12 protein-coding genes are annotated in these 14,800 nt (G+C 60.2%); 10 read left to right on the top strand and 2 right to left on the bottom strand.

Features of this window, described 5'->3' with window-relative positions; translation table 11 throughout:
- Positions 1–140: 140 nt before the first annotated feature.
- From BLW70_RS17450 to BLW70_RS17420, 7 genes are read left to right on the top strand one after another with little or no spacing between them, the layout of a single operon-like run.
- On the top strand, positions 141–818 hold the full coding sequence (locus BLW70_RS17450) for a thermostable hemolysin (protein ID WP_074875975.1): 678 nt from the start codon (positions 141–143) through the stop codon (positions 816–818).
- On the top strand, positions 808–2,289 hold the full coding sequence (locus BLW70_RS17445) for an AMP-binding protein (protein WP_074875973.1): 1,482 nt from the start codon (positions 808–810) through the stop codon (positions 2,287–2,289). The genes BLW70_RS17450 and BLW70_RS17445 overlap by 11 nt, the downstream gene beginning before the upstream one ends.
- Positions 2,286–2,960 carry an iron-containing redox enzyme family protein gene (locus BLW70_RS17440; RefSeq protein ID WP_074875971.1) on the top strand — a complete coding sequence of 225 codons (675 nt, stop codon included), beginning with the start codon at positions 2,286–2,288 and terminating at the stop codon, positions 2,958–2,960. Before BLW70_RS17445 ends, BLW70_RS17440 begins: the two co-directional genes overlap by 4 nt.
- Complete coding sequence (locus tag BLW70_RS17435; protein WP_074875968.1) at positions 2,947–3,756, top strand: SDR family oxidoreductase; 810 nt, start codon at positions 2,947–2,949, stop codon at positions 3,754–3,756. The genes BLW70_RS17440 and BLW70_RS17435 overlap by 14 nt, the downstream gene beginning before the upstream one ends.
- Positions 3,753–4,397, top strand: coding sequence for a tetratricopeptide repeat protein (locus tag BLW70_RS17430; protein WP_074875966.1), 645 nt, complete (start codon positions 3,753–3,755; stop codon positions 4,395–4,397). Before BLW70_RS17435 ends, BLW70_RS17430 begins: the two co-directional genes overlap by 4 nt.
- An 11-nt stretch (positions 4,398–4,408) precedes the next feature.
- Positions 4,409–5,071: a response regulator gene (locus BLW70_RS17425; RefSeq protein WP_074875964.1), complete on the top strand. Its 663-nt coding sequence runs from the start codon at positions 4,409–4,411 to the stop codon at positions 5,069–5,071.
- Positions 5,068–6,453, top strand: coding sequence for an ATP-binding protein (locus BLW70_RS17420; RefSeq protein WP_074875962.1), 1,386 nt, complete (start codon positions 5,068–5,070; stop codon positions 6,451–6,453). Before BLW70_RS17425 ends, BLW70_RS17420 begins: the two co-directional genes overlap by 4 nt.
- Before the next feature lie 91 nt (positions 6,454–6,544).
- Here the strand turns inward: BLW70_RS17420 and BLW70_RS17415 are convergent, their stop codons facing one another.
- Positions 6,545–7,441 (bottom strand): LysR family transcriptional regulator, encoded by an 897-nt coding sequence (locus BLW70_RS17415; protein WP_074875960.1) that lies wholly within the window; start codon positions 7,439–7,441, stop codon positions 6,545–6,547.
- 121 nt (positions 7,442–7,562) lie between these two features.
- Between BLW70_RS17415 and BLW70_RS17410 the strand changes: the two genes are divergently transcribed.
- From BLW70_RS17410 to lldD, 3 genes are all read left to right on the top strand, one after another.
- Entirely contained in the window at positions 7,563–9,233 is a 1,671-nt protein-coding gene (locus tag BLW70_RS17410) for a GMC family oxidoreductase (protein ID WP_074875958.1), read from the top strand.
- 133 nt (positions 9,234–9,366) lie between these two features.
- On the top strand, positions 9,367–10,989 hold the full coding sequence (locus BLW70_RS17405) for an MFS transporter (protein WP_074875956.1): 1,623 nt from the start codon (positions 9,367–9,369) through the stop codon (positions 10,987–10,989).
- 99 nt (positions 10,990–11,088) lie between these two features.
- Positions 11,089–12,237, top strand: coding sequence for an FMN-dependent L-lactate dehydrogenase LldD (gene lldD / locus BLW70_RS17400; protein ID WP_074875954.1), 1,149 nt, complete (start codon positions 11,089–11,091; stop codon positions 12,235–12,237).
- A gap of 55 nt (positions 12,238–12,292) precedes the next feature.
- Here lldD and BLW70_RS17395 read toward each other — a convergent pair whose 3' ends face one another.
- Positions 12,293–14,767, bottom strand: coding sequence for a TonB-dependent siderophore receptor (locus tag BLW70_RS17395; RefSeq protein ID WP_074875952.1), 2,475 nt, complete (start codon positions 14,765–14,767; stop codon positions 12,293–12,295).
- Between the last annotated feature and the right edge of the window lie 33 nt (positions 14,768–14,800).

The raw sequence follows: 14,800 nt of genomic DNA, 5'->3' as shown, positions 1-14,800 counted from the left end.
CGAACCGATGGGCGCCACCCTGCCCGCCCAGTCTTAAGGCAATCTGAAGACTGGCCCGAGCGATCTTTCGGCCACCTTCAGACTCCGTTAAGAAATGCCTCCGATACTCCTCCCACACTTACTTGGGGAGGCGTCTTTCAATGCCCGATTTCAACTGGAACATCCCTCTGCCCCTGCATTTGGGACAAGCCGAAACATCGCAGATGAGTTTGGCCAGAGCCCTGCCGGACGAACCCCTGCGTCCCGTCTTCGAAGCCTTTATCCAGCAACGTTTCCGTAAGGCCCACGGTGCCGACATCCGTCATTTCATGCCGGAGCTGTTTGGCATGAACAACGCGTCAGGTGAACTGTGTGCGGTGGCCGGCGTGCGGCTGGCAAATAGCGAACCACTGTTTCTGGAACGTTACCTGGACGAGCCGATCGACCCGCTGATCAGTGCTGCAGCCGATTGTGCAGTAGACCGCACGGGTATCGTCGAGGTGGGCAACCTGGCTGCCAACGACACCGGCAGTGCGCGAATGAGCATCATCGCTATCACTTACCTGCTGGCCATGGGTGGCCTGGAATGGGTGGCGTTCACCGGCAACATCGGCCTGGTGAACAGCTTTCATCGTCTGGGTTTGAAACCCGTAACTCTGTGCGCCGCCGATCCTGCGCGGCTGGGCGACGACCGCCATAGCTGGGGCAGTTACTACGAGAGCAAGCCCTGGGTGCACGTTGGCAACATCCGCGCCGGCTTCATCCATTTGCGCAATATCGGGATGTTCAATCGCCTGGGGTTGCCATCGTCGATCGAGGAATCCAGCCATGTCGCCTGAAACCGAGCGTTTCAAACAGGCCCTACGCAGCCATGCCGAACGCAAGACCAATGCCATCGCCCTGTGGGGCGATCACCTGAAACTGGACTACGCCACGCTGTACGCAGAAGTGACGTATCGCCAGCAGCGTCTGCGCGATGAAAGCGTCAAGGTAGTTGCACTGGCCCTGGACAATGGCGTCGAAGCCATGCTCTGGGACCTGGCCGTGCTGTTTGAAGGCCTGACCTGCCTGACCTTGCCACCTTTTTTCAGCCCGGCTCAACGCAAACATTGCCTGAAGCAAAGCCAGGCCGCCCTGGTGATTGCCGAGCCAGCACTGGAAGCGGAATTGCAAATGGCAGGTTACGAAAAAACCGGTGAATTCTGGCGGTGCACCTTCAGCGGCCCGAACCGGATGCCCGAAGGCACGGCAAAACTGACCTTCACCTCGGGCACCACCGGCACACCCAAAGGCGTGTGCTTGAGCGCCGAAAGCATTCTGCGGGTTGCTCGCGAACTGAATCAGGCCAGCAAACCCACCCACCCACAGCATCACCTCGCACTTCTGCCGCTGGCGATCCTGCTGGAAAATCTGGGTTGCTACGCGGCGCTGTATGCCGGCGCGACGCTAAGCTTGCCCAGCCAGAAAACCCTGGGCATTCAGGGTGCCAGCGGTGTGGAGGTGCCGCGACTGCTCGGATGCCTGGCCACCCGTGTCCCCGAGAGTTTGATCCTGGTGCCGCAGCTGCTGTTGATGCTGGTCAGCGCCGCCGAGCAAAAAGCCTTCAGCCCCCACGCGTTGCGTTTTGCCGCCGTGGGTGGCGGTCGGGTTAGCGAAGAATTGCTGCTCCGAGCGCACCGGATCGGCCTACCGGTTTACGAAGGCTACGGACTGTCCGAGTGCGCGTCGGTGGTGTGCCTCAATCGACCAGAAGCGCGCCGCCCCGGCAGTGTCGGCCGGCCCCTGCCCCACGTGGACATTCGCCTGGCCGACGACGGCGAAGTGCTGATCAAGGGGGCGACCTTGCTCGGTTACCTCGGCGAGGCGCCGCACACCGATGAATGGTGGCCCAGCGGCGATCTTGGCGAGTTCGACCCCGAAGGCTTTCTCTACCTCAAGGGGCGCAAGAAGCATCAATTCGTTACCAGTTACGGCCGCAATGTGAACCCGGAATGGGTCGAGGCTGAATTGACCCAGCGTCGTCATATCGCCCAGGCCTTTGTCTACGGCGAAGCGATGCCAAGCAACCACGCGCTGCTCTGGCCCCATCGCCCGGATTGCACCGACGAAGAACTGGCCGCCGCCGTGGCCGAGGCCAATGAGGCCTTGCCCGATTACGCCCAGGTCCATCACTGGACCCGGCTGGATCAACCGTTCACACCCGCCAACGGTCTGCTGACCGCCAATGGCCGTCCGCGCCGGGACGCCATCGTCGAGCGTTACCGCGAGCAACTGACTGAAGCTGTCTTTTCAGAGGAATCTGCGACATGAGTTTTTTCGATACGCTGCAAGAAGCCACGCAACACGAACGCCATGAACTGTTCAATCTGCCGATCATCCGCGACGCCCTCGAGGGCAAGGTCAGCCTGGAAAGTTACCGGGCCTTCCTGGCGCAAGCCTATTACCACGTGCGCCACACCGTACCGCTGATGATGGCGTGCGGTGCCCGTTTGCCGTCGCGCCTGGAATGGCTGCGTAAAGCGGTGGGCGAGTACATCGAGGACGAATACGGTCACGAACAATGGATCCTCGACGACATCGAAGCCTGCGGCGGCGACAAGGACGCGGTGCGCGACGGTCGTCCGTCCTTGCCGATCGAATTGATGGTCAGCTTCCTCTACGACCTGATTGCCCGGGACAACCCGGTCGGTCTGTTCGGCATGGTCAATGTGCTTGAAGGCACCAGCATCGCCCTGGCCACCCATGCCGCCGACAGCATCCGCGAACGCCTGGACCTGCCGCAAAGCGCTTTCAGCTATCTCAGCTCCCATGGTTCGCTGGATATCGAGCACATGCAGACCTATCGGCGACTGATGAACACCCTCGATGATCCGGCCGACCAGGCGGCTGTGATTCACGCCTCCAAAGTGGTGTACACGCTTTACACCGACATGTTCCGCGGTTTGCCACGCGACGGGGAGAACCTGCATGCACCTGTCTGAGACTCGCGTGGTGTTGACCGGCGCCAGCGGCGGCATCGGGTTGGCAATCACTACTGCCTTGTGTGCCAGTGGCGCCCGGGTATTGGCGGTGGCTCGGCATCGGGAACCGTTGGCGCCGTTACTCGAACGCTATCCGCAGCAGTTGTGCTGGATCGGCGCCGACCTGACGTTCCTCAATGACCGCCGCAAAGTGCTGGCCGCCGCCGAAGCCATCGGCGGTATCAACCTGCTGATCAATGCCGCCGGGGTCAATCACTTCGCCATGCTTGAACAGCTCGATGACAGCGACATCAACGCCATGCTGGCGGTGAACATCAGCGCGCCAATCTGCCTGACCAAGCTATTGCTGCCGCTGCTCAAGCAAGCTGAAAGCGCGATGGTGGTGAACGTCGGTTCGACCTACGGCTCCATCGGCTACCCCGGTTACGCCAGCTATTGCGCCACCAAGTTTGCCCTGCGGGGGTTTTCCGAAGCTCTGCGTCGGGAACTGGCCGACACCCGCGTCGGCGTCTTGTACGTCGCGCCACGTGCCACCCGCACCAGCATGAACAGCCCGGCCGCGCAGGCCTTGAATGACGCACTCAAATCCAGTGTCGACAACCCGCAAACAGTCGCCTCGGCGGTGATGCACGCCATTGCCGGTGACCACCGCGACTTGTACCTGGGCTGGCCGGAACGCTTTTTCGTACGCCTGAACAGCCTGTTGCCAAACCTGGTGGATCGCGGCCTGCGCAAGCAGTTGCCACTGATCCGCCGCCTGAGTCAGAAACCTGATAACGAGAACCTCAAACCATGAAAAAACTCTTTGCCTGCTTGCTGATGGGCGCCTTGAGCCACAGCGCCTGGGCGCTGGACGCCGCCGATCAACAACGTCTCAATGGCATCCAGCAAAGCTGGGCGCACATTCAATACGAACTGCCGGCCGAGCAGCGCACCGCCGCGTTCGAAAAACTCGCCGGCCAGGCCTCGGCGTTCACTCGCGAACGCCAATCGGTGGCCGAAGCCTGGATCTGGTCCGGTATCGTCTCTAGCAGTTGGGCCGGCGCCCAGGGCGGGCTCGGTGCGCTGAGCAAGGTCAAGGATGCAAAAGTCGACCTGGAGAAAGCCCTGGCCCTGGACCCAAAAGCCCTGCAAGGCTCGGCCTACACCAGCCTCGGCGCGCTGTACGACCGTGTACCGGGCTGGCCCATCGGTTTCGGCGACGCCGACAAGGCCGAACAGTTGCTCAAGCAGGCCTTGCAACTGAACCCGAACGGCATCGATAGTCTGTACTTCTGGGGTGATCACCTCTACCGTCAAAAACGCTACAGCGAAGCCCGGGGCGCGCTGCAAAAAGCCCTGCTGGCAGACCCAAGGCCCGGCCGGGAAACCGCCGACGCCGGGCGGCGCAAAGAGATCGAAGCGTTGCTGGCGGACGTGAACAAGAAAATCGACTGACAGGAATCTGTGTGCGCTTATTACTGATTGAGGATGACACGGCCCTGGGCGAAGGCATCCAGCAGGCCCTGGGCCGCGAAGGTTACACCGTCGACTGGTTGCAGGACGGCAGCAGCGCGTTGCATTCGCTGCTCAGCGAATCCTTCGACCTGGCAGTGCTCGACCTCGGCCTGCCGCGGATGGACGGGCTGGAGGTATTGCGTCGCCTGCGTGACAGCGGCTCCAACCTGCCGGTTCTGATCCTCACCGCGCGGGACGCCACCGAAGACCGTATCGCCGGGCTGGATGCCGGGGCCGACGATTACCTGATCAAGCCCTTTGATCTGTCCGAACTCAAGGCGCGTCTGCGGGCCTTGCTGCGGCGCAGTGCCGGCCGCGCGCAGATGCTGATCGAACACGCCGGCATCAGCCTCAACCCTGGCACCCAGCAAGTCAGCTATCAGGGCGAACCGGTGGCGCTGACACCCAAGGAATATCAGCTGCTTCACGAATTGCTCTCGCCACCAGGCCGGGTCATGACCCGCGATCACTTGATGCAGTTGCTTTACGGCTGGAACGAGGAAGCCGAAAGCAACACCCTGGAAGTGCACATCCACCACCTGCGCAAAAAGTTCTCCACCGATCTGATCCGTACCATTCGCGGTGTCGGTTACCTGGTGGAGGAGCGTCGATGACGTCCATTCGACGCCGCACCCTGACGCTGATCATCGGCCTGGTACTCGCCGGTCTGGCGGTGATCAGTGTGTTCAACTGGAACGACAGCAACCACGAAATTGCCGAAGTCTATGACGCCCAGCTCGCACAGAACGCCCGGCTGCTGCAGGGTGTGATGCGCATGCCGCTGGCCAGCAAGGAACACGCCGAGCTGTATCAGGCGTTCAACAAAGCCCTGGGCGAAGCGGTGCCGAGCGTCGATGGCCATCCCTATGAAAGCAAGATTGCCTTTCAGGTCTGGAATCGTCAGGGCGAAGTGCTGGTGCACACCGCCAGCGCGCCCTCCTTCACCGCGCCCCCGTCGAAACCCGGTTTCAGCGATGTGGTGGATCTGAACCACCGCCATTGGCGCGCGTTCATGCTGGAAGACAAACAAACGGATTTACGGATCTGGGTGGGCGAACGCGACGATGTGCGTTCGGACCTGGTGGACCGGATCCTGCGCCATACCCTGTGGCCCAATGTGCTGGGCAGCCTGATTCTGGTGGCGTTGGTCTGGCTGGCCATTGGCTGGGGCCTCAAGCCCCTGGCCGATATGGCGGCGACGTTACGGGCACGGCACAGCGGTTCTCTGGAACCGCTGCAACTGACCCCGCTGCCCAGCGAGCTCGAACCGATGCAAGCGGCGCTCAATCGCATGCTCACGCAAATTCAGGAAGTGCTCGGCCGCGAGCGGCGCTTTATCGCCGACGCCGCCCATGAAATGCGCACGCCCTTGGCGGTGCTGCGGGTGCATGCGCAAAACCTGTTGGAAGCCGGCACCGAACAGGAGCGCCGGGAATCCTTGGCGTTTCTGATTTCGGGCGTGGACCGAGCCAGCCGATTGGTCAACCAATTGCTGACCATGGCTCGCCTTGAACCCACAGCCGTAATGCCGGTGCTGCACTCGATCGACCTGACTCAAACGGTGCGCGACAGCCTGGCTCAGCTAACACCCTGGTTACTGAGCAAGAACCTTGAGCTGGCTTTCGACGTCACTGACCGGCCGCTGAACGTAATCGCTGACGCCGCCGCCATCGACATCGCCCTGAATAACCTGATCAGCAACGCGGCAAATTTTTCCCCCGCGCACGGCGTCATCACCGTGCGCCTCGATCAGGCTGACGGGTTCTATTCATTGAGTGTCGAAGATCAGGGGCCAGGCATCGACGAAGCTGAACGCGGCCGGTTGTTCGAACGTTTTTACAGTCGCGGTAACGTCCAGGGGGCGGGATTGGGGCTGACGATCGTCAACACCATTGCGACTCGGCTGGGCGGACAAATCACCCTGGTCAACCGGCCGGAGGGCGGGTTGCGGGCGACGCTGTCGATTCCGGACGGCCCGTGTTCCGCGATGCCCTAGGTGTTACGTGTGATCGGTGTAGCGAGGCTTACCCGCGAAGAACGAGTAGGCGGGTGTGTCAGGCCTGACCCTTCGCGAGCAAGCTTCGCTCCTACAGCGGATTTGGGCCTAGTAGTAAGTCTTGCTCCGCCTCACACAACCCCACCACGTAATCCCACAACACCCGCAACCGCACGGATTTGTGCAGCTCACGTCGCGTGCTGATCCAGTAGCTGCGCTGAATACTCTCGTCCGGCAGCAACGGCACCAGCCCAGGATCGGCGCTGGCCATGTAGCACGGCAGCACGGCGATCCCCAACCCGGATCGCGCGGCCTGTTGTTGGGCAATGACGCTGGTGCTGTGAAACACCACCTGCGGATTGCGGCAGAAGCTGTTGAGGAACATCAGCTCCTGGCTGAACAACAAATCATCGACATAGCCGATCCAGGCGTGGCGACCGAGGTCTTCACGGCTGCGCAACGGTGGCGAGCGGTCCAGATACTCCTGGCTGGCGTACAGCGCCAATCGATAGTCAGTCAGCTTGCGCGTGACCAGCATGTCGGCGGCCGGGCGCTCCAGGTGGATGCTGATTTCGGCCTCGCGGTTGAGAATGCTGACAAAGCGCGGCACCGCCACCAGTTCCACTTCCAGCCCCGGATAACGTTCGAACAAGCCGTTCATGCGGCTGGCGAGGAACATGATGCCCAACCCTTCGGTCACGCCGACGCGGATCTTGCCTAACGGTGCACTCGACTGAGTGATTTCTTCCTGAGCCAGCAAGGCGACGTTTTCCATGGCTTCGGCGTGTTTGAGCAACGCTTCGCCCGCAGGGGTCAGCTCATAACCCTGGGCATGCTGGACAAACAACGCCGTGCCGAGGCTCTTTTCGATGGCCTCGATGTGCCGGGCCACGGTGGCGTGGGTGGTGTTCAAACGCCGGGCAGCGGTGAGCAAACGCCCGCTGCGCTGCAACTCGAGAAAAAACCGCAGGTCATTCCAGTCGAACATGAACCGTCCTTGAAGTAAGGCTGTTTAAAAACGCACAGCGGCTGCGCAAAAACTAACATTCTTTTGACGAAAGCTAACAACTAGGATGACCGACAACAAGAACAACAACATGAGGTCATGGATGCAGACTTCCCTGGATGAATTCGACTACATCGTGGTCGGTGCCGGCCCGGCCGGTTGTTTGCTGGCCAATCGGTTGTCGGCCGATCCGCAGAACCGCGTGCTGCTGCTCGAAGCCGGCGGCCGCGACAACTATGCGTGGATTCACATCCCCGTGGGTTACCTGTTCTGCATCGGCAACCCGCGCACCGACTGGTGCTTCAAGACCGAAGCGCAACCCGGTCTGCAAGGTCGCACCCTGAGTTACCCGCGTGGCAAGGTGCTCGGTGGCTGTTCGTCGATCAACGGCATGATCTACATGCGCGGCCAGGCTGGCGACTACGACGGCTGGGCGGCGCAGGGCAATCCCGGCTGGAGCTGGAACGACGTGCTGCCGTTGTTCAAAAAGAGCGAAAACCACTTTGCTGGCGACTCGGAGTTTCACGGCGCAGCCGGGGAATGGCGGATCGAACGTCAGCGGCTGTCGTGGCCGATTCTCGATGCCTTCCAAAGCGCCGCCGAGCAAACCGGCATCGCCAGCATCGATGATTTCAACCAGGGCGACAACGAAGGCTGCGGCTACTTCCAGGTCAATCAGAAAGCCGGTATTCGCTGGAACGCGGCCAAGGCGTTTCTCAAACCGATCCGCAACCGCCCCAATCTCACCGTGCTGACCAACGTCGAAGTGGATCGCGTGCTACTGGAAAACGGCCGTGCATCAGCGGTCACTGCGCGTTGGCAGGGTCAGGCGAAAACCTTCAAGGCGCGCAAGGAAATCGTGCTGTGCGCCGGTGCCGTCGGCTCGCCGAGCATCCTGCAACGTTCGGGAATCGGCCCTCGCCCGCTGCTGCAAAAACTGGGGATTGGCGTTGCCCATGAACTGCCCGGCGTGGGTGGCAACCTGCAGGATCACCTGCAATTGCGCCTGATCTACAAACTGGAAAACGCCCGTACGCTGAATCAAATTGCCGGCAGCCTGTGGGGCAAGATGGGCATGGGCCTGCGCTACCTGTATGACCGCAGCGGCCCGCTGTCCATGGCGCCGAGCCAACTCGGGGCCTTCGCCCGTTCGGGACCGGAGCAGACGTCGGCGAATCTCGAGTACCACGTTCAGCCGCTGTCTCTGGAGCGTTTCGGTGAGCCATTGCACGCCTTCCCCGCCTTCACGGCGTCGGTGTGCGATCTGCGCCCGCAAAGCCGTGGTCGCATCGAGATCCGCTCCACCGATCCGCAGGAAGCGCCACTGATTCAGCCCAATTACTTGAGCCATCCGCAGGACTTGCGGGTGGCAGCAGACGCGATTCGCCTGACCCGCCGCATCGTCGCCGCGCCGGCCTTGCAAGCGTTCAACCCGGTCGAGTACTTGCCCGGCGACAGCTTGCAGAGCGACGAAGAATTGCATGAAGCCGCCGCCCGCATCGGCACCACGATTTTCCACCCGGTCGGCACCTGCCGCATGGGCAATGACGTGGACGCCGTGGTTGATGCGCAGCTCAAAGTCCATGGCATTCCGGGCCTGCGCATCGCTGACGCCTCGATCATGCCGCGCATCACCTCGGGCAACACCTGTTCGCCTACGCTGATGATTGCCGAAAAGGCAGCACAAATGATCCTTAACACTTCGACTGTAAACCTATCCCCTGTGGGAGCGAGCCTGCTCGCGAAAGCGGTGGATCATTCAACATCGAGTTGACTGACACGACGCCATCGCGAGCAGGCTCACTCCCACAAGGATCGCACTAGATTCGCGGATGTTGGAATGACCCCTGCAAGGAATACGCAACACCAGTGGAACAAAAAAAACAATCACTGTGAGGGATACCGATATGTCAGAACATGTTCAGCCCCTGGAAGCCGTGCGTAGCGCGGGCACCAGCAAGGAAACCCAGAAAGTCATCTTCGCCTCGTCGCTCGGGACAGTCTTCGAGTGGTATGACTTTTTCCTCTATGGCGCCCTCGCGGCGGTGATCAGCAAACAGTTTTTTGCCGGGGTCAACGACACCACGGCGTTCATCTTTGCGCTGATGGCCTTCGCTGCCGGCTTCATCGTGCGGCCGTTCGGCGCCTTGGTGTTCGGCCGGTTGGGGGACATGATCGGGCGTAAATACACCTTCCTTGCGACCATCATTCTCATGGGCGTGGCGACCTTCTGCGTCGGGCTGTTGCCGACCTACTCGAGTATCGGCATTGCCGCGCCGATCATCCTCGTGGTGCTGCGCATGCTTCAGGGCCTGGCCCTGGGCGGTGAATACGGCGGCGCTGCGACCTATGTCGCGGAACACGCACCGATGGGTAAACGCGGTTTCCACACCAGCTGGATTCAGTCCACCGCAACCCTCGGCTTGCTGCTGTCGCTGCTGGTGGTGCTCGGTTGCCGCTACTTCACCGGTGACCAGTTCGAAGTCTGGGGCTGGCGGATTCCGTTCCTGTTCTCGATCATTTTGCTGGGCATCTCGACCTGGATTCGCATGAGCCTGCACGAGTCGCCGGCGTTCGTGAAAATGAAAGAGGAAGGCAAACTCTGCAAATCGCCGCTGCGCGATTCCTTCGGCAAATGGGAAAACCTGAAAGTCGTGCTGATCGCCCTGTTCAGCATCAACGCTGGACAAGCCGTGACCTTCTACGCAGCGCAGTTCTACGTGCTGTTCTTCCTCACCCAGTTCCTGAAAATGGACCCGGCGTTGGCCAACAGCCTGCTGATCGTCAGTGTGATCATCGGCGCACCGTTCTTCATTTTCTTCGGCTGGCTGTCGGACAAGGTCGGGCGCAAACCGGTGCTGATGATCGGCCTGCTGCTGGCCACCGCACTGTACTTCCCGATCTTCAAATCCATCGCCCACTACGCCAACCCGGCCATTGACCAGGCCAGCCGTCAGGCACCGATCACCGTACTGGCGGACCCGGCCACCTGCACCTTCCAGTTCGACCCGGTGGGCAAGGCGAAATTTGACAGCCCTTGCGACAAGGTCAAAACCTTCCTGGTGAAACAGGGCCTGCCCTATAACAGCGAAGCTCTACCGGCCGGCAGCGCCGTACAGGTGAGCGTCGGTGACGTGAAGCTCGAAGGCTACGATGAAGCGGCCCTGCGTGGCGCCGTGACGTTGGCCGGGTATCCGTCACAAGCCGATACGCAGCAGGTCAACAAGTCCATGATCGTGATGTTGATGGTGGTGCTGATCATCATTTCGGCCATGTGCTACGGCCCGCTGGCAGCGCTGATGGTCGAACTGTTCCCGACCCGCATCCGCTACACCTCGATGTCCCTGCCGTACCACATTGGTAATGGCTGGTTCGGCGGTTTCCTGCCAACGGTGTCGTTTGCCTTGGTGGTGTACACCGGGGATATCTTCTACGGGCTGTGGTACCCGGTGTTGATAACCGGGGTGAGCCTGGTCGTGGGGATGATCTGCTTGCGTGAGACCAAGAACGTGGATCTGGATACCAACTGACAGCAGTGCAAAAAAACGCCCCGCAATGCGGGGCGTTTTCGTTAATCTGGCTCTACGCTCGACGAAACCATCGCCCCGCCACTCACAGACCGAGGCACCATGATCATTTCATCCGCATCTGACTATCGCGAGGCAGCACGTCGCAAACTCCCGCGTTTTTTGTTTGATTACATTGATGGCGGGGCCTACGCAGAGCATACGCTGAGGGCCAATAGCGCTGATCTGACCGGCATCAGCCTGCGTCAGCGCATTCTGAAAAACGTCGAAACCCTGAGCCTTGAAACCACCCTCTTCGACCAACCACTTTCAATGCCAATCATATTGGCCCCGGTCGGCCTGACGGGCATGTTCGCCCGTCGTGGTGAGGTGCAGGCCGTTAAAGCGGCAGAGAACAAAGGCATCCCGCTTTGCCTGTCAACGGTTTCGGTGTGCTCGATCGAGGAAGTCTCGGCACAAAGCCAACAGTCCATCTGGTTTCAGCTGTACGTGTTGAAGGACAGAGGTTTCATGAAAAATGCACTGGAACGGGCGAAGGCCGCCGGTGTGAAAAACCTGGTATTTACCGTGGACATGCCCACGCCCGGCGCCCGATACAGGGATGCACATTCGGGCATGTCAGGCCCTTTTGCATCATCGCGGCGAATGCTTCAGGCCATGACCAAACCCGACTGGGCATTCAACGTCGGCCTCATGGGGCGTCCACACGACCTGGGCAATATCTCGAAGTACCTTGGCAAGGCCGTCACGCTCGAAGACTACATGGGCTGGCTGGCCAACAACTTCGACCCTTCGATCAGCTGGAGTGATCTGGAGTGGATTCGTGAGTTCTGGAAAGGCCCGATGATCATCAAAGGCATTCTTGATCCTCAGGACGCCCGGGACGCGGTCAGCTTTGGCGCGGATGGCATTGTCGTGTCGAACCACGGTGGGCGACAACTGGACGGCGTGCTCTCCACCACCAAGGCATTGCCGCCCATCATGCAAGCCATCGGTAATGATTTGACGGTGCTGGTCGACTCGGGCATCCGCTCGGGGCTTGATGTTGTACGGATGCTGGCGCTGGGCGCAAAAGGCGTATTGCTGGGGCGTTCCATGGCCTACGCACTGGCCGCCGATGGTCAACGCGGGGTGGAAAATATGCTGGATATCTTCGCCAAGGAAATGCGCGTCGCCATGACCTTGACCGGGGTGACCTCGATTAGCCAGATTGATGAATCCACGCTGGTGGATGCTGTTCGAATGAGCTGAATGCAAGGTTGGGGGATATGCCCCCAACCTCAAGTGAACAGCATCACCATCACTGTCAGAAACTCGCCTTGACCGACACCATGAAGTTGCGAGGATCACCGTAGTAATTACCGAAAGTCTCGGTACCGATGGTGGCGTAGTAGCGCTTGTCGAACAGGTTGTTGCCGTTCAACGCCACCGACCAGGTGTCATCAATGCGGTAACCGATGCGCCCGTTCCAAATCGCATAACCCGACTGGCTGATCTTGTTTCCGCTGACCGGAGACACCCGGAAATTATCGCTTTGCGCGTTGACCCCAGCACCGACAGTGAACCGTTCAAGCGAACCGCTCAGGGCATAATCGCCCCACATGCGCAACACATGCCGAGGCACATAACTGTTGAACGCGGCGCCATTGAGGCTGGTGTCGATGTCGTCGAGGGTCTTGGTCTGAGTGTAGGTATAACCCGCAAGCAACTGGAGTCGCTCGATGACTTCACCACTGATCTCGGCCTCGAAACCCTGGGCGCGAACTTTTCCGGCGTTGACGTAGCAGTAGCCATCCGATGACGGGCAACTTGAGTTGTAGTCAGTCTGCGCCTGGTCCTTCTGGATAGTCCGGAACAGGTTGAAAGAGCTGTTCAGGCGACCGTCGAACCAGGCGCCCTTGATGCCCAACTCATAGCTCTGGCCTACGAGCGGTTTGAGAGCGGACCCGTCTTCCGATCGGAAATTGCCTTGCGGGGTAAAAATATCCGAGTAGCTGGCATAGGCCGTCAGGTTTTCGTTCAGGTCCAGCAGCAGGCCGGCAAACGGCGTGACCTGGCCCGTCTCCGTAGTGCTGGAGTGTTCCGAGGTGCCGGAATTAATGAACACCGAATCGGTGTCTGAGCTGTACCAACTCACCCGACTGCCAGCCACCAGGGTCAGAGGATCCGCCAGCTTCAGGCGCAACGTAGAGTAAACCCCCTTCTGCCGGATGACTGAATTGACCGGCCCACCGCGTGACGAGTTGTCGATGAAGTAACTGTCGTCCGGCTCCGGAATATGTTTGTCGGGATTGAACACATTCTGTCGCTGCGGCAGAAACGCCACCGAGTAGAAGTCGTCTTTTTTCGAACGGCTGGCGTTGAACCCCACCACCAATTCATGTTGCTGACCGAACGCGCCGAACTTGCCATCCACGTACGCGTCAAGTCCGTAATCGACCTGATCGTAGTCGTACATGCTACCGAGGACGCCGGTGGTGTCCACGCCGGGCGTCACCGATCCGGAGGCGAACGCGTATTTGATGTCCTGAGTGTTCTTTGTATAAACGCTGGCGACCTTCAACGCCCAGTCTTCATTGATCTGATGTTTCAGGTCGCTGAAGACGGTGGTTCGCTGGCTGCGCCAGGTGTTCCAGGAAGGGTCGAGGCAAGTCGAGCGACTGAGTTTCAGATCACTGCCGTCCTTGTAACGAGGCAGGCCGCCCCAGCAAGGACTGGCGTCAATGTCTTCATAGGCAACACCCAGGCCGAGGGTCGTATCGGGATTCAGATCGACGTCGAGCGCGCCGTAGTACACCTGGTCCTTGCGACTGGCGTCGTCAACGAAATAGTGTCGGCTCTGCTCGGCGACGACGGCGCGTCCGCGAATGGTGCCGGACTCATTCAGCGGGCCACCGGTGTCGACCTGTCCGCGATAGTTGTCCCAACTGCCGCCGGACAGCGTGATGTCGGTATGTGGATCGGCCTGACCGCGCTTGCGAACGAAGTTCACCCCGCCAGCGGTGCCACCCGAGCCTTTCATCATCCCCGCGGCACCCCGCAGGATTTCGACCCGATCGTAATACGCCATGTCACCGCTGAAACTGTCGGCCTGGACATAGAGATTGCCCATGTCCAGCGGCACACCGTCGTACTGGTACTGGCCCGACATCCGGAACCCACGGGAATAGAAATATTTGCCGCCCATGGTCGAGTCGTAGACGGTAATGCCCGGGGTCTTTTCCATGACCTGATCGATGGTGTTGAGGTTCTGGTCATCGAGCATCTTGCGGGTCATCACCGTGATCGATTGCGGTGTCTCTTTCAGGGAGTGCTCACCCTTGCCGATAGTCACCGCTCCCGTCGTGTATGAACCGCTGTTCTCGGTAGTCGCGCCCAGCATCTGCCCATTGATGTTGGTAGCACCCAACTCCAGCGCCGAACCGGCAGCGGGAACTGGCCGCAGTACGTAAGTGCCATTGGCCTGGGGATTGGCTTGCAGGCCGCTGCCGCCAAGAATGCGCGCGAAGCCTTCACTGACCCCGAACACACCTTTGAGCCCGGGAGATTTCAACCCTTCGGTTTGTCGCGCATCAAAGGAAATGGCGGCACCCGCAGCACTGGCGAAATGGCTGAGGACTTCGGTCAGGCTGCCAGGCGCAATGTCGAAGGACTGCACCGAATTTTGTTGTTGCGCCGGGGCTGCGGTCGCTGCAACTGGCCATACGCACATCGACGTTGCCACGACTAATCCGACCTTCACTGCAATCGCCAGACGACCTGGCGTGTACACCCGAGACATGCTTACCCTCCCCCAAAACCAATCAATAAAAAC

Origin of the sequence: Pseudomonas frederiksbergensis (genome assembly GCF_900105495.1) — a bacterium.
Classification (GTDB): Bacteria; Pseudomonadota; Gammaproteobacteria; order Pseudomonadales; family Pseudomonadaceae; genus Aquipseudomonas; species Aquipseudomonas frederiksbergensis.
Note: the sequence above shows the minus strand (reverse complement) of the source record. Positions and strands in the feature narration are given on the sequence as shown.

Excerpts from the sequence above, each read along its gene's own strand:
- BLW70_RS17420 (WP_074875962.1), top strand. The coding sequence starts at position 5,068 with ATGACGTCCATTCGACGCCGCACCCTGACGCTGATCATCGGCCTGGTA.
- BLW70_RS17410 (WP_074875958.1), top strand. The coding sequence starts at position 7,563 with ATGCAGACTTCCCTGGATGAATTCGACTACATCGTGGTCGGTGCCGGC.
- BLW70_RS17430 (WP_074875966.1), top strand. The coding sequence starts at position 3,753 with ATGAAAAAACTCTTTGCCTGCTTGCTGATGGGCGCCTTGAGCCACAGC.
- BLW70_RS17415 (WP_074875960.1), bottom strand. The coding sequence starts at position 7,441 with ATGTTCGACTGGAATGACCTGCGGTTTTTTCTCGAGTTGCAGCGCAGC.
- BLW70_RS17395 (WP_074875952.1), bottom strand. The coding sequence starts at position 14,767 with ATGTCTCGGGTGTACACGCCAGGTCGTCTGGCGATTGCAGTGAAGGTC.
- lldD (WP_074875954.1), top strand. The coding sequence starts at position 11,089 with ATGATCATTTCATCCGCATCTGACTATCGCGAGGCAGCACGTCGCAAA.
- BLW70_RS17405 (WP_074875956.1), top strand. The coding sequence starts at position 9,367 with ATGTCAGAACATGTTCAGCCCCTGGAAGCCGTGCGTAGCGCGGGCACC.
- BLW70_RS17440 (WP_074875971.1), top strand. The coding sequence starts at position 2,286 with ATGAGTTTTTTCGATACGCTGCAAGAAGCCACGCAACACGAACGCCAT.
- BLW70_RS17445 (WP_074875973.1), top strand. The coding sequence starts at position 808 with ATGTCGCCTGAAACCGAGCGTTTCAAACAGGCCCTACGCAGCCATGCC.
- BLW70_RS17435 (WP_074875968.1), top strand. The coding sequence starts at position 2,947 with ATGCACCTGTCTGAGACTCGCGTGGTGTTGACCGGCGCCAGCGGCGGC.
- BLW70_RS17450 (WP_074875975.1), top strand. The coding sequence starts at position 141 with ATGCCCGATTTCAACTGGAACATCCCTCTGCCCCTGCATTTGGGACAA.